The following is an 18347-nucleotide window of genomic DNA, read 5'->3' on the forward strand; positions in this document are numbered from 1 at the left end:
GCAGGCTCACCACCCGCGCGGGTCGCCCCGCACCCGCCGACGGCCCCGTCAGCTGGTCAGCAGGCCGTCGAAGAGGTTGTTGAACGCGTCGCCGGCCAGGAGCACCACCAGCAGCCCGATCACCACCAGGATGCCGAGCCCGATCAGCAGTACCAGCACCACCTTGCCGGTGTCCGTCCTCTGCGCGGGGGTGTCCGTCCAACCCTGGGCCAGGATGTGTCCGGTCAGCGAGCCCGAGTTCTCGACCTGGTTGGTGGGCATCGAGACGGTGACGTGACCCTCCGGGCCGCCGTAAACGGTGCCCGCCGCCCGCTGCTCCTGGTAGCCCGGGGAGTCCGGCACGGCCGGGCCGGTCCCCGGCTTGTCCGCAGCGGTCGGGCTGACGCCCGGTCGGTGCGAAGCGGCGGGAGCGGCGCCCGGCGGGTGCGGTGGGGTCGGGCCGGCGCCCGGCGGGTGCGGCGCGCCCGGTCGGGTTCCCGAGGCGCGGCCACCGGTCGGGGTCCGACCGGCCGGCTCGGCGGCGACGGCCGGACCGGGGTCGGCGGTGGGCAGCGAGTAACCCGGCGCACCGCCGCTGGCCAGGTTGGCCGAGGACATCGGGTTGGTCGGTGGTGGCCAGCTCGGCAGGGCGGGCGCCGGAACCACCAGCGGGGAAGATGCCGGGGGATCTGTCGGGCGGCCACTCGGTCCGCCCGACACCGGCCTTGTCGGGTAGGCGACCGAGGTCCCCGCCGACGTCGGCGGGTACGGCACCGGGCCGGGGGGCACAGGTTCGGGGTGCGGCGGGTAGGGAGTGGGACCGGGTGGAGTAGGCGGGAACGGCGTGGGCCCCGGGGGTACCGGATGCGGGCCTGGGGGTACCGGATGCGGGCCTGGGGGTACCGGAGCGGGCCGGGGCGGGGCCGGCGGGAACGGCGACGGAGCCGGTGGCACCGGCTCGGGGTCCGGACTGGGTGCCGGGGGTTCCGGTGCGGGGAACGGCGTGGGCACCGGTCCCGGCTCCGGCTCCGGCTCCGGGGTCGGTTTGGGTTTGGCTGGTTCGGACGCCGGTGATGCCGGCGGATGTCCCGGTTCGGGCGGGCCGGCCTGATCCGGGGGATGTGTCGGCGCCGACGCGCCGGCCGGATCCGGTTCGGTACTCCGGTAGACCTTCGCCACTCCCGGTACCACGGCGGCCGCGGCGGCCTCGTTCGGCAGTACCGGAGACAGCCCCGGCACCGAGGCACTGGCCCGGGTGGTGCCGGCGCGGCCCCGCGCGGCGCTGCGCTGCGGCGGCACCGTGTAGGACGGCGTACCACCAGCGGGTGCGCCGGTGTCCCGGGACGACTGGTCGGGGGTGGCTGCCGGTGCCGACAGGCTGGCTGCCGGTGGAGCCGTGAAGTGCACCGCCCCGGGCCGGTCCCGGGGCTGGCGAACCGGCTCGGCCGAGGGCGACCCGGACAGTCCGGAGGCAGCCGGCGACACGGCGGCTGACCCCATGGGCGGTGCGGACGCCGGAGCGGCCGGCGACACGGCGGCCGACCCGCTCGGCGGGCCCGCCGGGGACCTGACGGCGTTGGCGAACGCCGACCACGGGGAGTCGAGAGCCGGAGTCTGTGGACGCCGCCGTTGCAGCGGCGGCACCGGGCTACCCGGAGGCGCCGGAGTCGGCGCGGACGCCGCGGCCGGGGATGCCGCGGCCGGGGATGCCGCGGCCGGGGATGCCGCGGCCGGGGATGCCGCAGCCGGGGACGCCGCGACCGCGGACGCCGCCGGGGTGCTGGGCGCGGAGGCGGCGGCTGCCGGGGTGACCGGCGTCGGGGCGGCGGCCGCCCGGGTGACCGACTTCGCCAGCTCGCCGGCCCGGTAGGTGCGGCTTCCCGAGGACCCGGCGGGCATCGCGGCTATCTCGGCTGCGGTGGGGGTGGTGGCCTGCCTACTCACGGCCCGGCCGCGTACCGGCGACGTCGGACCGACGGCGGCTCCCGGGTCCACTCCCGGGCTGTCGGCTTCCGGGTTCGGGTCGTCGGCTCCGGCCTGTGCTTCTGGGCTGTCGGCTTCCGGGCTCGGGTCGTCGGCCTCGGCCTGCACTTCATCGGCGGTCTCGGCTTTCGGCTCGGCCGAGTCCGGGACGGCGTCGGCGGTGTCCGGGACGGCATCGACAGCGTCCGCATCCGAGTTCGCGGCGTCCGGGACCGGGCTGGCGGCGTCCGGGTCCGGTATGGAATCCGGAGAAGCCGCATCGACCGTCTCGGCGGCCGTTGAGCCTGCGGGCGCGTCTACGGACGCATCCTGCGGCGCGTCTGCCCAGAGCGCTCCGGCGGCCGGCGGCGGCGGAGGCGCCTGGTAGGCCTCGGGAAACTCCTCCTCGGCCGAGGGCTCCGGGAGCGCTGTTCCGACCGGCGGTGGCGGCGGCAGTGGGGGCAGCTCGCTCTCGTCCACGCTGTCCCGTTCCGGGCGGGTGGCCGCAGCCTGACCGTCAGAATCCGGGGATGCCTCCCCGAAAGCCGGTTTGACCTGCGATTCGTCCATTGTTGCCTCCCGCGCCCACACCCGGGCCGGTAGGCCGGGTCGGAAGTACGTCAACCCTCACCGTGCCATATCGCGGCACAGCCGCACAGCCGGCCGGCGACCGGTACGTTCAGTCGCCCTCCGGGCTACCGTCCGCAGTCGGAGTCGATCCGCTGGCGCTGGACGTACCGTTGCTCGGCTCGGCGGCCGAGGTGGTGACCGGCGGCGTCTGCGGCTCCGTCGGCTCCGGCGGTTGCGGGATCGGTGCCGGTGTCACCGGCGGGGTTGCCGGGGGCGTGGTCGGCGTGCTGGTGGGCGGAGTCGCCGGTGGCGTCGTGGGCGGCGTGGTCGGCGGGGTGGTGGGCGGCTTCGATGGCGGGGTGGTGGTCGGCGGCGGGGTGGCCGGCGGCCTCGTGGTCGGCGGCGGCGTGGTCGCGTTCGGTGCCGGCACCGCCGGGAAGATCCGGGTCGCGGCGTAGAACCGCGACCACCAGACGGTGGAGACCTTGACCACGTCACCGGTGGTCGGGGCGTGCACCATCTTGCCGCCGCCGATGTACATGCCGACGTGGTGGATGCTGGTCCAGTTGCTGCCGGAGGCGAAGAAGACAAGGTCGCCGGGGAGCAGTGCCTCCCGGGCCACGCTCTGGTTGCGAGTGCCGTTGTACTGGTCCCGGGAGACCCGGGGGATCCGCTTGCCCACCGAGAGATAGGAGGCGAGCATCAGGCCGGAGCAGTCGAACCGGTCCGGGCCCTCGGCGCCCCAGAGGTACGGGTCGCCCCGCTGGGCGAGCGCGTAACGCATCGCGGCCAGCGCCTTGGGGTGCGCGACCATCCCGGCGACGCTGTCGCTGCCGATCGTCTCGCCGATGCGCTGCTCGGCGGCCTCCCTGGCGCGCTCGATCGCCTTGAGCTGCTCGGCGTTGTCGCGCTTGAGCTTCACCAGGGCGGCAGAGCGTTCCTTGTACCGCTTCTCCGCGTCGGTGAAGGCGGCGACCTTCTGCTGGTAGGCGCTGGACGCGGCCTGGTAGGCCGCCTCCGCCTGCTGCTCGGCCTGCTGAGCCCGGGCCAGCTCACCGGCGGCCAGTTCGGTGTCACCGGACCGTTCCTCGCCGCGCTGGATCCGACTGAGCAGGTCCAACCCGTGCAGGTCGGAGCCGAACGCGCCCGGCGGCAGCCCGGCGGCGTCCTTCAGCGCGCCCGCCGCCGCGTTGTCGGCCGCCGTACGGGCGTTGGCCAGCTCCAGCCGAGCCGTCCTGCGTACGCCGTCGGCGGCGGTCAGCTCGGTGGTGGCCCTGTCCCGCTCCTGGCGCAGTTGCAGCAGTTGGTCGCCGAGCTGGGCGACCTCGACCTCCAATGTCATGATCTGGCTCGCCAGCGGGCCGTTCACGCTCGGCGGCAGCGGATAGGAGGTCGTCGTCGGCGTGCCGGTGGGCACGTTGGGCGCTCCACCGGGCAGTGGGCGTATCCCAGCGTCGGGGACCGTGTTCGGCAGCGGCGGATCGGCATAGACGGGCGTCGCCATCGCGCCCGCCACGATCGCGCCGACCAGGGCCGACCAGACCAGCGGACGTAGCACCGGGGAGACCGCCTTGCCGAGCCGGTCCGGTCGTCCGCGCCTGCTGTCGGTCATACCGCTCCCGTCCCGTGCACAGCGGCGCTCCCGGCGCTGCTGTGGAATGGCCATCCGTGCTGTGTCGCGTCCCACTTTGTCTTACCTCAATGCGTCGGGGATGTCGATGCGACGGCGGGTAACGAGACGCTGAGAAGCCGGTTAAGAGTACCTGTGACCGGTGAACCAGATCGCTGCCGCCGGCTGCCTCCGTCGGCACCTCCGCCGCTCGACGTACGCTCCTACCGGAGATCGTGCCTGGAGGGACGTGCTGCGATGGACGCCGGACGCAAGCGTGAGCTGGAAGAGAAGGTCTACGCGGGAGTTCGGCTGGACCGCGCCGACGGCGAGGCGCTGTACGCCAGCGACGACCTGGTCTGGCTCGGCCGGCTGGCGCACCACCGGCGTACCGGGACCGGCGACGGCGATCGGGTGCTGTTCGTCGTCAACCGGCGGCTGCGGCTGACCGGTCTCTGCGTCGGTGGCTGCGCGTACTGCTCCCTCCGCCCCGGGCCGGACGGGCACGCCCGGCCGGAGGGCGGGGACAGCGTCCCGCTCTCGGTCGACGAGGCTGTCCGGCGCGCCACCGAGCTGGCCGCCGACGGGCTCACCGAGCTGGACCTCGTCGACCCGGTGCATCCCGCGCTGCCGTGGCGGCACTATCCGGAGCTGCTGCGCGCGCTGACGGTGGCGTTGCCCGGCGTCCGGTTGACCGGGTTCACCGCCATCGAGCTGCTTTGGCTGGGGAAGAGCACCGGGATGCCCGCCGACGAGATCCTCGACGAACTCGTCGCCGCCGGTCTGTCGGCGCCGAGCGGCGGCGGGGCCGAGATCTTCGACCCGGAGGTACGCCAGCGGCTCGGCCTCGCCGACCGTGCCTGGGAGGACTGGTCCCGGATCCACAGGCTCGCCCACGCCAAGGGGATCGGCACCCCGGCGACGATGCGCTTCGGGCACGTCGAGGAGCCCCGGCACCGGGTCGACCACGTGCTGCGGCTGCGCGAGCTACAGGACGAGACCGGCGGCTTCACCAGCTTCCTGCCGCTGCGCTACGAGCATGACCTCGCGGTACCGACCGGCGATGGAATCGGGGCGGGGCAGCCGACCGGGACGGCGTCGCCGGCCGAGTCGCTGAAGACCTTCGCGGTGTCCCGGCTCCTCCTCGACAACGTGCCCCACCTGACGTGCTGCTGGGCCACCCAGGGGTACTCCGTGGCGCAGCTCGCACTCAACTTCGGCGTCGACGACCTGGCCGCCTCGGCGGCCGGACACCGGATCAGCCACGGCGTCGACCGGGACGGTACGCCGACAGTGCTGCCCCGGGAGGATCTGCTCCGGCTGATCTGGGACGCCGATTTCCGTCCCGCCGAACGGAACAGCGGGTACGAGGTGCTGCGTGACTACGACGCCCCGCCGAGTCTGGCCGAGCGTCGGGCCGAGCCGCAGCGGATCTGGGCCTGAGCCCCGCGTCGGGCGGGAGCGCGGCCCGGCGGGGGTGGTTTCCGGCCCGCTCACGTACCCTCGACTGGTCAGGAGCGGGCGGGAGCGGGTCGACGTCTGCCGGTGGGGAGCGCAGCGGGAGAGGCGGCATGGCCGAGCGGAGCGAACGGGCGCCCTTTCCCCGGCGGGACGACCAGGGGCGGATCGTCGTGCTGGCCGACCTGCTCGGCGTCGCCCTGGTCGGGGTGGTCATCGGGCTGGTGGCGCTGCTCGTGATCGACCTCGGCGCCTCCCTGGTCGGCCTGGGCGAGTTCGGCCGGGCGAGCGGTTGGCTCGCGGTGGTGCTGCCGGCGTGGATCTTCGTCGAGGAGTTCCGGGCCTGGCAGTTCGGTCCGGCCCGGGTCGCGGCGGCGTTGGTGGCCGCGGCCGTCGGGATCGCCGCCGGCCTGCTCGCCGCCGGGTTGGCCGCCTCGACCCCGCCGCTGGTCTCGGGCGGGTTGGCCGCGGCGGTTTTCGCCATGGGGTACGCGTTGGTCTGGTTTGCCGGCGTCCGTTGGCTCGCCGGCCGGACGAGCTGATCGGAGTTGCGCAGATGAGTCCCGCCGTGAAGTACACGCTGGGCCGGATCGGGCTGTTCCTGGCGGTCGCGCTGGCGCTCTGGCCGGTCGAGATGAACATCTTCCTCAAGCTGATGCTGGCGGTGGCGTTCTCTGCCGCGCTGGCGTTCTTCCTGCTGCGGGGCTGGCGGGACGAGATGGCGCAGCAGTTGGCCACGGCGGCGGAGAAGCGGCGGGCCGAACGGGAGCGGCTGCGCGCCGCACTGGCCGGCGACGACCAACCGACGGACACGGTGAAGCCGACGCAGACAGGCAGGCCGGCCGACACAGGGAAGCCGGCCGACACAGGTGAGCCGACGGACGCGGGGAAGCCGACCGACAGGTCCTGAGGCCCGTGCGTCCGGCCCGGACCAGCCCGGACCCCGGCACGGCACCGGCCCCGTGCCCGGACATCGTTGGCCAGGTACGGGGCCGGTGATCCTCCCCAGGTGAGCTGACGCCGGCGCGGCTACCAGTTGGTCGAGCCGGCCAGCTTCGGCCAGGGCTTCCACCACGGCTTCATCAGGTACGCGATCCCGCCCGACCCGCCGGAGACCCCGCCGCTGGCGTTGATCCGCTTGGTCCGCAGCCAGATCTGCTCGAACTGGTCCCGCCGGTAGACGTTGCGCACCACGTCGTTGCCGGACGACGCCGGATCGTTGATCACCACGTCGCCGTCGCGGGTGAAGCCGACCACCACGAACAGGTGCCCGGAGGTGCCGTAGTTGGCCCCCTCCAACTCCTCGGCCAGGAAGGACTGGCTGGTGACCACCGGGATGCCGGCGGCGATGAAGTGTTCCACCTCGTCCAGCGAGTGCAGCCGGGTCACCTTGGCGTCCAGCCCGTACGAGCCGGCGTACGCGGTGTTGAACGGCCAGTTGCCGCATCCTTCGTACGCGTAGTCGTAGGTCATCCGGGCGGCGTGGTTGACCGACGGGTCCGGGTAGCTGGGATCGACCCAGGAGGTCTGCTCGGCCGACGGCTTCCGGCCCCAGTACTCCAGCACCATCGTGGTGGAGGTCGGCGAACACCAGGCCTGGCCGCCGCCGTCGTACTCCGGGTAGTGCCCGGCGTGGATGTTCTGCGAGTAGCGGGGCACGGCCAGCTCCCGGCCCCAGGCGATCCGGCCGGTGCTGGCCGGCACGGTGAACCGGTCCGGCACCAGTGAGCTCATCGCGCCGACCATCCAGACCCGGGGTGACCGGCGGCTCTCCGGCGCGCGGTAGAGGGTCAGCCGCAGTTGGTAGGCCCGCAGCAGCACCCCGGTCGTGACGTCGTCGATCGAGAAGGTGTCGGTCCAGATCGTTGAGTAGGGGTCGCCCTGCCGGTTCACCGAGGTGCGCCGGATGTCCTGGTCACCTGCGGCCCACCGGCCCATGACGTACCACGGGGTCAGCGCGCCGGTGTTGTAGGTGCCCTGGAGTTCGGCCTGGATCCAGGTGCCGGCCGGGGTCTCGGCGTTCCAGGAGGCGACCAGTTCGCTGGCGTCGAAGCCGATCGGGGTGACCGGCGAGGTCCAGGTGGCGTACGACCAGGTGCGGGTGGTGCCGGTGTGCGGGTCGGTGTATTCGGTGGTGCCGGCCGGGCGAAGCATCGTGATCCCGGTCCGTATCCCGGGGACGGCGACGGTGCCCCGGTGGGTGCCGCGTCGCCAGTCGGGGTAGCTGGAGAACTCCTGCCAGGTGATCTGTTCGTCGTGTGGCATTGGGCGGGGGCGACCGGTCGTCGTGCCGGCCCGGGCCGGCATGCCGGTGCCGAGCAGGGCCAGGCCGGAGAGGCCGGCGAGGGTGAAGGTACGTCGGCTGATCGGGTTCGGGGAACTGGCCATCGATGCTCCGCGGGGCCGAAGGTCGGGGTCCTGTCGCCACTATTCCGCTTGGCAGGAACTTTCGCCAGATGTTCACGCCAGGAAAATCTTTGCCGCGAGGAGGGTGTAACTGGCATGGGGTGCAAAGTGATCAATGTTGATATGACCATGGTACGGATGGTGCAGTGTGCACTACCCAGCGCAGTCCTCCCTACCCCCAGGAGGTTCAGATGCCCTTCCGCACCTGGATGTCCGGGCCGTCGATCCGGCACCGGGCCCGGGCCGGTGCCCTCGCCGGCACCGTCGTGCTCGGACTCGTCGTCGCCGGCCTCGGCCCGACCGGCACCGCCAGCGCCGGACCGGACCTGACCGAGGCCGAGCCCGCCACCAGCGCGGAATACCGGGTGACCGGTCCGCGCACCCTGGCCGACCGCAACGCGGTGGCCGCCACCGGTACCAGCATCGACTACGCCGAGCACGGCGCGCTCTACGTCACCGCGACCCCGGCCGAGGTGAAGGCGATCACCGCGCTCGGCTTCGAGGTGGCGGCGGTACCGGCACCGCCGGACCGGGGCCAGCACGAGCACGGCGACATCGGCGTACTCGACTTCCCGCCGGCCGACTCGGCGTACCACAACTACGCCGAGCTGAACGCGGTGATCAACCAGGTCGTCGCCGACCATCCGACGATCGCCCGCCGGTCCAGCATGGGCACCTCCTACGAGGGGCGCGACCTGCCGGTCATCAAGATCTCCGACAACGTCGGCACCGACGAGAACGAGCCGGAGATCCTGTTCAACTCGCAGCAGCACGCCCGCGAGCACCTGACCGTGGAGATGGCGATCTACCTGCTCGACCTCTTCACCGACAACTACGGCTCGGACTCCCGGATCACCAACATCGTCAACACCCGGGAGATCTGGATCGTCCCGACGGTCAACCCGGACGGCAGCGAGTACGACATCGCCACCGGCTCGTACCGGTCCTGGCGGAAGAACCGCCAACCGAACAGCGGATCGTCGTACGTCGGCACCGACCTGAACCGGAACTGGGGCTACAACTGGGGCTGCTGCGGCGGCTCCTCCGGCTCGACCTCCTCGGAGACCTACCGGGGCCCGTCGGCGTTCTCCGCGCCGGAGACCGCCCGGCTGCGCGATTTCGTCAACAGCCGGGTCGTCGGCGGTACCCAGCAGATCACGGTGAACATCGACTTCCACACGTACTCGCAGCTGGTGCTCTGGCCGTACGGCTACACCACCTCGAACACCGGCCCGGGGCTGAACGCCGACCAGGAACGGACCTTCCGCACCCTCGGTCAGCAGATGGCGGCCACCAACGGCTACACCCCGGAACAGTCCAGCGACCTCTACATCACCGACGGGGACAGCCTGGACTGGATGTGGGCCACCCACAACATCTTCGCGTACACCTTCGAGATGTACCCGGGCTCGGCGTCCGGCGGCGGCTTCTACCCGCCGGACGAGGTGATCCCGGCGCAGACCTCCCGCAACCGGGAGGCGGTGCTGATCCTGAGCGAGTACGCCGACTGCCCGTACCGGGTGGCCGGGCTCCAGGCGACGTACTGCGGCAGCGGTGGCGGCACCACCGTCTGGTCGGACACCTTCGAGACCGCGACCGGCTGGACGACCAACCCGGCCGGGACCGACACCGCCACCACGGGGGCGTGGGAACGGGGTGCCGCCCAGGCGACCACCTCCAGCGGTGCCAAGCAGCTCACCCCGTACGCCGGCAGCAACGACCTGGTCACCGGCCGGCTGGCCGGCTCGGGGGCCGGTGACCACGACATCGACGGCGGGGTGACCAGCGCACAGTCACCGGCGATCACGCTGCCGGCGAGCGGCACGTTGACCCTCTCCCTGGCCTGGTATCTCGCGCACGGGTCGAACTCGTCGTCCGCGGACTACCTGCGGGTCAGCGTGGTGCACAGTGGTGGGACGACCCAGCTGCTCAACCAGGCCGGTGCGGCGAGCAACCGCAACGGTAGCTGGAGCATCGCCACCGCCAACCTGTCGGCGTACGCCGGGCAGTCGGTGCGGCTGCTGGTGCAGGCCGCCGACGCCTCCGGGGCAAGCCTGGTCGAGGCGGCGATCGACAACGTGACGATCACCAGCTCGTAGCAGTGCGACCCGGGGCCCTGCCGAACATGACGAGGTGTCGGCGGGGCCCCGGATGGAGCCTGAGCCTGCTCGGGTCCTCCGATCTAGCCGGCTCGGACCGCGTTTCAGTCGGTTCGCACATCAAGGCGTAGCTCCTCGATGGCGAACTGAGTAAGTTCGGGGAGCTGGTCTTCGTGGAGGGTAATCCCGTCAAGGTTGACGAGTGCCGACTTGAGGTTGTGGAGGCGGTTGCCCCGGAGGTCAGCGCCTTGGAGCTGGCAGGATTCGATTTCAAGGTTGGCCAACTGACAGGACCTGATGGCGATTCTGGGTAGTCGGCAGGACGACCATGTGGCGTTGGTGAGCGTGCAGTCGATGAAGGCCGTGGCTCCGACGGCGACGACGCGCTCGAAGGTGGCGTAGTCGAAACGGCAGCCGTCGAAGAGGATGTCTTTGAGGCGTACATCTGTCAGCCGGGTACCGGTGAACCGCGAGCCGGTGAATGCGCAGCGTTCGATGGTTACCCCGGACAGAGTCGCACCGGAAAGGTCGGTGCGAGTAATCTCGCTGCCCCAGATGGTTCCGGATTCCCAGGTGCTCTCGCTGAAGTCCGCGCCAGTAATCCGGCTGCTACGGATGCTGACATCGTCCAGTTGCGTACCGCGCCAGGACACACCCTCGATGCTACCCTCGTTGAGGTCAGTCGCCGGATTGTGGACGGTATCAAGATCTTCAGGGTCGAGATCCGGGAGCAGAATCCTTACGTCACCGATGGTGGTTGTCCGCATGAGTCCTCAGTCTGTTTGGGACGCGGGCGGCGGCGCCACCCCGCGTTCGAACCCCTACTCCAGTGTCAACGGTTCACTTTTTCTTGTTCCAGTTGTCCCAGCCGGGCCGGCTGTCGAACCCTCCTTTGTTGTTCCAGGTGGGGCGGTTGTCGAACTTGGCCGCGTCGATCGACGCTACCGCCCGAGACGGCTCGACGCCGAGGCGCGCGAGGCGCTCCGGCGTGGCGTCCACGAGGCTCGCAAGGGCGTTGGTCACGGTGATCCTCCTAGCTGACGAGGTGGTTTGCGGTGGCGCGGACGAGGGCCTGCCGGGTGGTGCGGCAGTAGCGCGTTTCGCGGGCGGTGAAGGTTTGGTGCTCGAAGTAGCGGTTGCCGGCCTGAGCACCTCTGCAGAAACTGTAGAACGTGCAATGGCTTGCACACTCGTTAAGTCCCGTGATGAACTCGGTGACATACCGTAGATCGTCGGCCCGGGCCAGGAGGTCGGTGATCGGCTGGCGGAGCACGTTCCCCGCGATGAAATCTCCGTACTGCGGGTCCTTGACTCCAAGGAGTTCCGGTGACAGAAGGACCACGTGCCCGTCCCAGGAGACGGTGGGAATCGGTTCGTACGGGGCGTCGTTGACGATCCTGGCACGCGTGGCGGTGAGGTAGTCGACCAGGCGGTCCACATCGCGGATTCTCAAGGGGCTGCCGTCGATCCGTCGTTGGACGAGTCGGTGCCAGAACTGGTAGGCCGCTTCCTCCGATACCGGTGTCCGTGCCGCACCCTCCTGTTCCTCGATGTTGAAGCCCACAGAGCGACACCCGGGCAAGGTGGTGAAGAAGTCAACGAGGTCGTCGGCGTGATCGATGGTTTCCGGGGTGACAACGCAAATTACTGAATACGGCAGTCCTGCCTCGGCGAGAGTCCGCATACCTCGAAGGGTCCGGGCCGTTGTTGGGTTGCCGGCCCGGTCGAGTCTGTTGCGGTTCAGAGCGCCGGGGCCGTCGATGCTCACACCAACTGCAAATTCGTAGGCAGCGAAAAGCTCACACCATCGTTGATTGATGAGGGTGGCGTTGGTCTGGATCTCGTGGCGTACCTGTCCGGCCTGCCTCAGCTCCTCGAACGGGGCAAGCAGTTCCCGGAAGGGGCCGAGAGGCGTGGCGGTGGGCTCGCCGCCGTGCCACACCACGCTCACTGGATACGGGCTATCCTGCTCTGCTACGGATCGGGCGCACCCTGCGGCGACTGGGACCGTCATGAGTCGTCGGGATCGTCGGTCGGGCAGGTAGCAGTAGGTGCAGTCCAGGTTGCAGAAGCTGGTGGGTTGCAAGACCAAGGTATGGAATGTGGGAGCTATGGCGGTCCGCCCATCAGCGGTGATGACACCGATGCCGCTCACTGTCCCGTCTCCTTGGCCTCTTCACAGTCGTCGTGGTCACTCGGTGCTACCGGGCGGGATGCGCGTAGCCAACCAAGGAATCGGTCGAACAAGTCGGCGGTGGTTCCCGTCACGCTGGGGTTAAGTTGGTGCAGGTCGTCGATGGCGTCGCAGAGCAGAGCGGCCAGGTAGAGACACAGACTCACACGGCTGCCCTGGTACTCGGCAAGAAGATCCAGCTTCGCCTGGCCGCACGGCCACGGCTGACCGCAGGTCCGGCATAACCAAAGCGGACGCATCGGCAAGTGCTCCCTCGGCGCTTGCTTCCCCTGCCTCATAGCGCGGTGGTGCAGAGGTACAGCGTCGCGCTGAGCCTTCGTCATGGGCGCTTTCCCTCCCGTGCCTGTCGTTCGAAATGCCGGTGCCACCCGTGAGTGAGCAGCGGCGGCTCGGGCATCTGCTCCAGCGTCGTCGGACCGGTGTGCTCAGGTGGATCCCGACACCACGGTCGGCCGGTCGTCGCGTTGCGCGAGACGTACACCGTCATGGCCGCTCCCGGACGCGGGTGGACACCGGCAGGCGGTGGGCTCGCCTGGGGGACGGCGAGCCCACCGCTGCAGTGCGGCGGCTGGGAGCAGACCGCCGCTCACCCGCCCACGCAGCCCTCGTGGCGGTACGCAGACGGGGAATTTCGGGAGCAGGCAAGGAGGTCTTCTGAGGCGTTGCCGGCCGAGGCGTCCAAAGACGCTTCTGACCTCGACTCGCCGCATCCTTCATCTCGACCCTCCCTGGCCAGTCGTCACGACGGAGCGCGTCGGGCGAATTCAGGTTTGCCGGAAAGCGGGACGATGGGAATGTCCTATCGGTGCACTCGCGGTGCACCCGCCAACACGCCACGTGCCGTTACCATCGACGAGCTGACACGGCCCCATCGAAGGGACATCCGATGGCCGCAGTGACCACTTGGACCGGCCGGGAGGCAAACGCCCTGCGGCAGGCCCTACGGCTGAGCGTCACCGGCTTCGCCGAACATCTGGGCGCGGCCCGACGCACAGTGACCAAGTGGAGCAGCCAGGGCGAGAAGGTCCAACTACGAGGCGACATGCAGGCCGCGCTCGATACGGTGCTCGCGCGGGCCGCCCCCGACGTTCTGGAACGCTTCGAGGCCCTGCGGAGACGAGGCACCAGCGGTGCACTTGCCGATGCCGCCAGACCACTAGCCGCAGCAAACGCCGATACTGGCAAGGACGAACCTGGCTCCGACTCGGACGGTGACGTGCAGCGTAGAAAGTTCCTGCGGGGCGCCACGGCCAGCGGCATGGCTGCGCTGCCCGGCATTACGCCACTACTCGACGCGCTGGTCTCTCTACCGATGGCTCACGAGGCCGAGCCGGTTGCCCTGCCCCTCCGGCAGTTCGCCCGCGACGTGGCCGTCACCAAGGCTGCCTATCAGGCATGCCGGTACGAGCAGGTTCTCGGTGGCCTCACAACCCTGCTGCCCGCACTGGGACCGACACGGGCGGAAGCCGAGGGTCATCGACGGACACGGATCGATGCCCTGGTCAGCGACCTGTACCACGTCGTGGGCAGCGTGCTACTCAAGGTCGGTAACCGAGGGATGGCTTTGGTGGCAGCGGAAAAGAGTGCCCAGGCAGGCGCGGCCAGCCAGGAGCCGGTGGCGATGGCAACCAGTGCGCGGATCATGACCCATGCCTTGATGAGCAACGGCCACACCAAGCAGGCGAGAAACCTGGCCGAGAACGTGGCCGGCGCCTTCGAACAGGACACACGCCTCGCGTCCGCCGACCAGGTGGCCGTCTACGGCGCTCTCCTGCTCCGTGGTGCGATCGCCGCCGCGCGCAGTGACGACCGGGACAGCGCACAGACCATGATCGACGAGGCCACCCACGCAGCCGCCCGGCTCGGCTACGACGGCAACGACCGGTGGACCGGCTTCGGCGCCACCAACGTCCTGCTCCACCAGGTCAACATCGCGCTGACCCTGGGCGACGCCGGTACCGCAATCGCCCTCGCCCGCCAGGTGCCACTGGACAAGATCCGCCTCACCGAACGCAAAGCCTCGCTCTTCGTCGACGTGGCACGCGCCTACACCCAGTGGGGACGCTACGAGCACGGCCTGCACGCGTTACGCATCGCGTACGAAGTGGCGCCCGAGGAACTCCGGTGCCGACCAGCGGTCCAGCGCATCGCCGGCGACCTGGCAGCCCTCAGCCGGGGCCACGTCCGCACCGCCGTCGTCGAGTTCGCCCACCACGTCGGGATACCGGTATGACCGCCGGTCACCTACAGATCGTCGTCTGCGGCGCTGGCCCCGCCACAGACGTCACAAGACTGATCGCCACCGCCGAGGGAAGGTCCTGGACGGCGGCGGTCACCGCCACACCGAGCGCCATCGACTTCATCGACGCCCACGCGATCGAGTCGATGACCGGGCACCCGGTCAGGTCCACCTACCAGTCGTCTCCGGGTACTCGCCGTACGCTTCCTGGCGCCGACGCGCTCGTCATCGCCCCCGCCACGTACAACTCCATCAACAAGATCGCCTTCGGCATCGCCGACAACTACGCCATGACCTCGGTCGCCGAACTGATCGGACGCCAAGTGCCGACCGTCATCGTCCCGTTCGTCAACGCCGCCCTGGCCACCCGCGCGCCCTTCCAACGCGCCGTGGCCGACCTCCGCCGCGAACACGTACGCATCCTGCTCGGCGAGTACGACGGCTGGGAACCTCACCCACCGGGCAGCGGCAACGACCGACAGAAAGTCTTCCCCTGGACGGCAGCGTTCGAGACAGCGGCCCGACTCGTCCACAAGTCGCGCCCGGCGGCCGACCATCAGGACTGACGGTAGCGCCTGCTGCTGCCGTCGTGAGTCGTCGACGGCGCCTCACTCCGCGAGGGTGTCCAGGATCTGCTGCCCGTACTTCGCGAGCTTGTTCTCCCCGACGCCGTTGAACCGGGCCAGCTCGGCCAGGCTCGTCGGCGGCTCGGCCGCGATCTGCCGGAGCGTCGCGTCGTGGAAGATGACGTACGCCGGCACCCCCTGCTCCTTGGCGGTCGCCGCCCGCCAGGCCCGGAGCCGTTCGAAGACCGGTTCGGCGGCCGGCGGCAGCGCGACGGCGGCGGCCCCGGCGGCGCGGGGCTTCGCGGACCGGCCGGCGGCGGCCCGGGGCGGCTCGCGGCGCATCATCACCTCGCGCCGCCTGCCGAGTACGTCGCCGCTCGCCTCGGTGAGCACCAGCGTGCCGTAGTCGCCCTCGACCGCCAGCAGTCCCTGGGCGAGCAGTTGCCGGACCACGCCGCGCCACTCGGACTCGGTCAGTTCGGTGCCGATGCCGAAGACGCTCAGTGTGTCGTGCCGGTGCTGGGTTACCTTCTCGGTCCGCCGGCCGAGCAGGATGTCGATGGACTGGCCGGCACCGAACCGCTGGTCGCGCTCGCGGTGCAGCCGCAGCACCGTGGAGAGCAGCTTCTGCGCCGCGACGGTGCCGTCCCAGGACTCGGGCGGGGTCAGGCAGGTGTCGCAGTTGCCGCACGGCCCGCTCTGCTGCCCGAAGTAGTCGAGCAGTTGGATCCGCCGGCACCGCACCGTCTCGCAGAGCGCCAGCATGGCGTCGAGGTGGCTGCCGAGCACCCGGCGCCGGGCCAGGTCGCCGTCGGAACTCTCGATCAACTTGCGCTGCTGCACCACGTCCTGAAGCCCGTACGCCAGCCAGGCGGTCGAGGGCAGGCCGTCCCGACCGGCCCGACCGGTCTCCTGGTAGTAGCCCTCGATGGACTTCGGCAGGTCGAGATGGGCGACGAAGCGTACGTCCGGCTTGTCGATCCCCATCCCGAAGGCGATCGTCGCGACCATCACCAGCCCGTCCTCGCGGAGGAACCGCTGCTGGTTGGCGGCCCGGGTGGGCGCGTCCAGCCCGGCGTGGTACGGCAGTGCCGGGATGCCGTTCTGCACCAGGAACTCGGCGGTCTTCTCCACCGAGGCCCGGGACAGGCAGTAGACGATGCCGGCGTCGCCGGGATGCTCGGTGCGGAGCAGGTCGAGGAGCTGCTTCTTCGGCTCCCGCTTCGGCACGATCCGATACTGGATGTTGGGCCGGTCGAAGCTGGCGACGAAGTGCCGGGCGTCTTTGAGGTTGAGTCGCGCCGCGATCTCGGCGTGGGTCTCCGGGGTGGCGGTGGCGGTCAGCGCGATCCGGGGGACCGCCGGCCACCGTTCGTGCAGCATCGACAGCGCCAGGTAGTCGGGGCGGAAGTCGTGGCCCCACTGGGCGACGCAGTGCGCCTCGTCGATCGCGAAGAGCGCGATCGTGCCCCGGTCGAGCAGCCGGAGCACGTACTCCGAGCGGAGTGCCTCGGGGGCGAGGTAGAGCAGGTCCAGCTCGCCGGCGAGGAAGGCCGTCTCGACCAGCCGCCGGGCGTCGAGGTCCTGGGTGGAGTTGAGGAAGCCGGCGCGTACCCCGAGGGTGGTCAGGGCGTCGACCTGGTCCTGCATCAGCGCGATGAGCGGCGAGATCACCACCGCGACCCCGTCCCGGACCAGCGCCGGGATCTGGTAGCAGAGCGACTTGCCGCCGCCGGTCGGCATCAGCACCAGCGCGTCGCCGCCGCTCACCACCTGATCGATGATCTCGCGCTGCTCGCCTCGGAAGCTGTCGTAGCCGAAGACCCGGCGCAGGGCGTCCAGAGCGTCACCGGTCCGCCGGTCGGCGGCGTCGCCGGTCCGCTGCTCGGTCTCGTCGGTCCGCTGGTCGGTGGGGAGGGCCATCCAGCGGATTCTACGAGGCATCGGACCCGACCGGCGGCGCGGCGCTTCGACGGCGCCGCTCGGCCGGTTCTGACCAGGCGGAAGGGGAACCCGACGGCGCTGTGCCGCTGCCGGGTCACGGAGCGGATGCGTTACGGTTGCCCCGACCACCCCGCAGCGAAGCCGGTGTGAAACCGGCGCTGTCCCGCAACTGTGATGCCCCCGCACCCTGCTCGCCGCCCTCGGGCGATCCGAGCCGGTGCGGAGGACGAGCCAGGTCGCCTGCGGTGCGGTCGCGGAATGCGCCTTCGAGGAAGGGCGCCCCGTGGACGGGCACAGGCACCTGTCGGCGGAGCACCAGACCTCGTCCGACAGGAGGACCGATGAGACGTACCCCTCGACTGCTGGCCGCGCTGCTGGTCAGCGCGGCGCTGGCCCTGGCCGGCTGCGCCACCGACGACCCCGGCCAGCAGGCACCCCCGAGCGCCAGCGGTGCCAGCTATCCGGTGACGGTCGGCACCCTCACCCTCGACAAGCGCCCCGAGAAGATCGTCGTACTCGGGCCGACCGCCACCGAGATGCTCTTCGCGATCGGCGCGGGCAGCCAGGTCGCCGCCGCCGACGACAACTCGAACTATCCGGCCGAGGCGCCGAAGACGGAGTTGTCGGCGTTCACGCCGAACGCCGAGGCGATCGCCGCGAAGGACCCCGATCTGGTGGTGCTGACCAACGATCTGAACAAGATCGTGGACCAGCTCGGCCAGTTGAAGATCCCGTACTACCTGGCGTCGGCGGCGAAGACGCTGGATGACACGTACCGGCAGATCACCGAACTCGGCACGCTCACCGGGCATCCGAGCGAGGCGGCCGAGCTGGTCGGCCGGATGAGGGGCGACATCGAGAAGCTGGTCGCCGAGGTGCCGCAGCGGGCGGAGAAGCTGAGCTACTTCTACGAACTCGGCCCGGAGTACTACTCGCTGACCAGCAAGACGTTCGTCGGTTCGCTGTTCGGGATGGTCGGGCTGGAGAACATCGCCGACCCGGCCGACGCCGACGGCTCGAAGGGCGGCTATCCGCAGCTCGCCGAGGAGGCGATCATCAACGCCGACCCGGACCTGGTCTTCCTGGCCGACACCAAGTGCTGCCAGCAGTCCGCGCAGACCGTCGCGGCCCGCAAGGGCTGGTCCGGGATGACCGCGGTGAAGCAGAACCAGATCGTCGGGCTCGACGACGACATCGCGTCCCGGTGGGGCCCCCGGGTGGTCGACCTGCTCCGCACGATCGTGGACGCGGTCGCCAAGGTGCCCGCTTGAGCAGAGCCGACGCCCCGGCCCGCCCCGACGTCCCGGTCGTCGCCGGCCGG

At 70.6% G+C, this 18347-nt stretch carries 17 protein-coding genes and 1 riboswitch; of the genes, 8 read left to right on the forward strand and 9 right to left on the reverse strand.

The window, feature by feature from the left end; genetic code table 11:
* Positions 1-48 precede the first annotated feature (48 nt).
* On the reverse strand, positions 49-645 hold the full coding sequence (locus EV371_RS08565; RefSeq protein WP_130461576.1) for a hypothetical protein: 597 nt from the start codon (positions 643-645) through the stop codon (positions 49-51).
* A gap of 667 nt (positions 646-1312) precedes the next feature.
* On the opposite strand from EV371_RS08565, the gene EV371_RS33335 reads away from it, so the two are divergent.
* A complete protein-coding gene (locus tag EV371_RS33335; protein ID WP_165436637.1) occupies positions 1313-1849 on the forward strand; it encodes a hypothetical protein in 537 nt (178 codons plus the stop codon).
* A 771-nt stretch (positions 1850-2620) separates the two neighbouring features.
* Here EV371_RS33335 and EV371_RS08580 read toward each other — a convergent pair.
* Entirely contained in the window at positions 2621-4123 is a 1503-nt protein-coding gene (locus EV371_RS08580; protein WP_130461579.1) for an NlpC/P60 family protein, read from the reverse strand.
* A gap of 255 nt (positions 4124-4378) precedes the next feature.
* Between EV371_RS08580 and EV371_RS08585 the strand changes: the two genes are divergently transcribed.
* The 3 genes from EV371_RS08585 to EV371_RS08595 all read left to right on the forward strand — a co-directional run bounded on the left by EV371_RS08585 (position 4379) and on the right by EV371_RS08595 (position 6488).
* Positions 4379-5563: a radical SAM protein gene (locus tag EV371_RS08585; RefSeq protein WP_130461580.1), complete on the forward strand. Its 1185-nt coding sequence runs from the start codon at positions 4379-4381 to the stop codon at positions 5561-5563.
* 128 nt (positions 5564-5691) lie between these two features.
* The gene (locus EV371_RS08590; protein WP_130461581.1) at positions 5692-6120 is read left to right on the forward strand and encodes a hypothetical protein; all 429 of its coding nucleotides are present in this window, start codon (positions 5692-5694) and stop codon (positions 6118-6120) included.
* Between the two features lie 14 nt (positions 6121-6134).
* Positions 6135-6488, forward strand: coding sequence for a DUF4229 domain-containing protein (locus EV371_RS08595; protein ID WP_130461582.1), 354 nt, complete (start codon positions 6135-6137; stop codon positions 6486-6488).
* A 119-nt stretch (positions 6489-6607) separates the two neighbouring features.
* On the opposite strand, the gene EV371_RS08600 is transcribed toward EV371_RS08595, so the two are convergent.
* Complete coding sequence (locus EV371_RS08600; RefSeq protein WP_130461583.1) at positions 6608-7966, reverse strand: C39 family peptidase; 1359 nt, start codon at positions 7964-7966, stop codon at positions 6608-6610.
* Between the two features lie 209 nt (positions 7967-8175).
* On the opposite strand from EV371_RS08600, the gene EV371_RS08605 reads away from it, so the two are divergent.
* On the forward strand, positions 8176-10083 hold the full coding sequence (locus EV371_RS08605) for a M14 family metallopeptidase (protein ID WP_130461584.1): 1908 nt from the start codon (positions 8176-8178) through the stop codon (positions 10081-10083).
* 104 nt (positions 10084-10187) lie between these two features.
* Here the strand turns inward: EV371_RS08605 and EV371_RS08610 are convergent, their stop codons facing one another.
* The 5 genes from EV371_RS08610 to amcA (EV371_RS34205) form a co-directional block, all read right to left on the reverse strand.
* The gene (locus EV371_RS08610) at positions 10188-10850 is read right to left on the reverse strand and encodes a pentapeptide repeat-containing protein (RefSeq protein WP_130461585.1); all 663 of its coding nucleotides are present in this window, start codon (positions 10848-10850) and stop codon (positions 10188-10190) included.
* Positions 10851-10923: 73 nt separating this feature from the next.
* Positions 10924-11106 carry a multiple cyclophane-containing RiPP AmcA gene (amcA, locus tag EV371_RS08615; protein WP_130461586.1) on the reverse strand — a complete coding sequence of 61 codons (183 nt, stop codon included), beginning with the start codon at positions 11104-11106 and terminating at the stop codon, positions 10924-10926.
* A 10-nt stretch (positions 11107-11116) separates the two neighbouring features.
* A complete protein-coding gene (gene amcB, locus EV371_RS08620; RefSeq protein WP_130461587.1) occupies positions 11117-12238 on the reverse strand; it encodes a cyclophane-forming radical SAM peptide maturase AmcB in 1122 nt (373 codons plus the stop codon).
* Positions 12235-12555 (reverse strand): hypothetical protein, encoded by a 321-nt coding sequence (locus EV371_RS34200; RefSeq protein ID WP_486484921.1) that lies wholly within the window; start codon positions 12553-12555, stop codon positions 12235-12237. The genes amcB and EV371_RS34200 overlap by 4 nt, the downstream gene beginning before the upstream one ends.
* Positions 12556-12596: 41 nt before the next feature.
* Positions 12597-12764, reverse strand: a complete 168-nt coding sequence (gene amcA / locus EV371_RS34205; RefSeq protein ID WP_486484542.1) for a multiple cyclophane-containing RiPP AmcA — start codon at positions 12762-12764, stop codon at positions 12597-12599.
* Positions 12765-13163: 399 nt separating this feature from the next.
* Between amcA (EV371_RS34205) and EV371_RS08635 the strand changes: the two genes are divergently transcribed.
* Positions 13164-14510, forward strand: a complete 1347-nt coding sequence (locus EV371_RS08635; protein ID WP_130461589.1) for a hypothetical protein — start codon at positions 13164-13166, stop codon at positions 14508-14510.
* Positions 14507-15082 carry a flavoprotein gene (locus EV371_RS08640; protein WP_130461590.1) on the forward strand — a complete coding sequence of 192 codons (576 nt, stop codon included), beginning with the start codon at positions 14507-14509 and terminating at the stop codon, positions 15080-15082. Before EV371_RS08635 ends, EV371_RS08640 begins: the two co-directional genes overlap by 4 nt.
* A 42-nt stretch (positions 15083-15124) precedes the next feature.
* Here the strand turns inward: EV371_RS08640 and recQ are convergent, their stop codons facing one another.
* Complete coding sequence (recQ, locus tag EV371_RS08645) at positions 15125-17005, reverse strand: DNA helicase RecQ (RefSeq protein ID WP_130461591.1); 1881 nt, start codon at positions 17003-17005, stop codon at positions 15125-15127.
* A 161-nt stretch (positions 17006-17166) separates the two neighbouring features.
* Positions 17167-17262, forward strand: a riboswitch (cobalamin riboswitch).
* Between the two features lie 105 nt (positions 17263-17367).
* On the opposite strand from recQ, the gene EV371_RS08650 reads away from it, so the two are divergent.
* Entirely contained in the window at positions 17368-18297 is a 930-nt protein-coding gene (locus tag EV371_RS08650) for an ABC transporter substrate-binding protein (RefSeq protein ID WP_130461592.1), read from the forward strand.
* Positions 18298-18347: the final 50 nt, after the last annotated feature.

This window comes from Plantactinospora sp. CNZ321 (genome assembly GCF_004217235.1).

Bases quoted from the DNA above. Each gene is read 5' to 3' on its own strand.
- EV371_RS34200 (WP_486484921.1), bottom strand. From the start codon at position 12,555: ATGAGGCAGGGGAAGCAAGCGCCGAGGGAGCACTTGCCGATGCGTCCG.
- EV371_RS08640 (WP_130461590.1), top strand. From the start codon at position 14,507: ATGACCGCCGGTCACCTACAGATCGTCGTCTGCGGCGCTGGCCCCGCC.
- EV371_RS08610 (WP_130461585.1), bottom strand. From the start codon at position 10,850: ATGCGGACAACCACCATCGGTGACGTAAGGATTCTGCTCCCGGATCTC.
- EV371_RS08580 (WP_130461579.1), bottom strand. From the start codon at position 4,123: ATGACCGACAGCAGGCGCGGACGACCGGACCGGCTCGGCAAGGCGGTC.
- EV371_RS08635 (WP_130461589.1), top strand. From the start codon at position 13,164: ATGGCCGCAGTGACCACTTGGACCGGCCGGGAGGCAAACGCCCTGCGG.
- EV371_RS08605 (WP_130461584.1), top strand. From the start codon at position 8,176: ATGCCCTTCCGCACCTGGATGTCCGGGCCGTCGATCCGGCACCGGGCC.
- recQ (WP_130461591.1), bottom strand. From the start codon at position 17,005: ATGGCCCTCCCCACCGACCAGCGGACCGACGAGACCGAGCAGCGGACC.
- EV371_RS08590 (WP_130461581.1), top strand. From the start codon at position 5,692: ATGGCCGAGCGGAGCGAACGGGCGCCCTTTCCCCGGCGGGACGACCAG.
- amcA (WP_486484542.1), bottom strand. From the start codon at position 12,764: ATGACGGTGTACGTCTCGCGCAACGCGACGACCGGCCGACCGTGGTGT.
- EV371_RS08595 (WP_130461582.1), top strand. From the start codon at position 6,135: ATGAGTCCCGCCGTGAAGTACACGCTGGGCCGGATCGGGCTGTTCCTG.
- EV371_RS08650 (WP_130461592.1), top strand. From the start codon at position 17,368: ATGAGACGTACCCCTCGACTGCTGGCCGCGCTGCTGGTCAGCGCGGCG.
- EV371_RS08600 (WP_130461583.1), bottom strand. From the start codon at position 7,966: ATGGCCAGTTCCCCGAACCCGATCAGCCGACGTACCTTCACCCTCGCC.
- EV371_RS08585 (WP_130461580.1), top strand. From the start codon at position 4,379: ATGGACGCCGGACGCAAGCGTGAGCTGGAAGAGAAGGTCTACGCGGGA.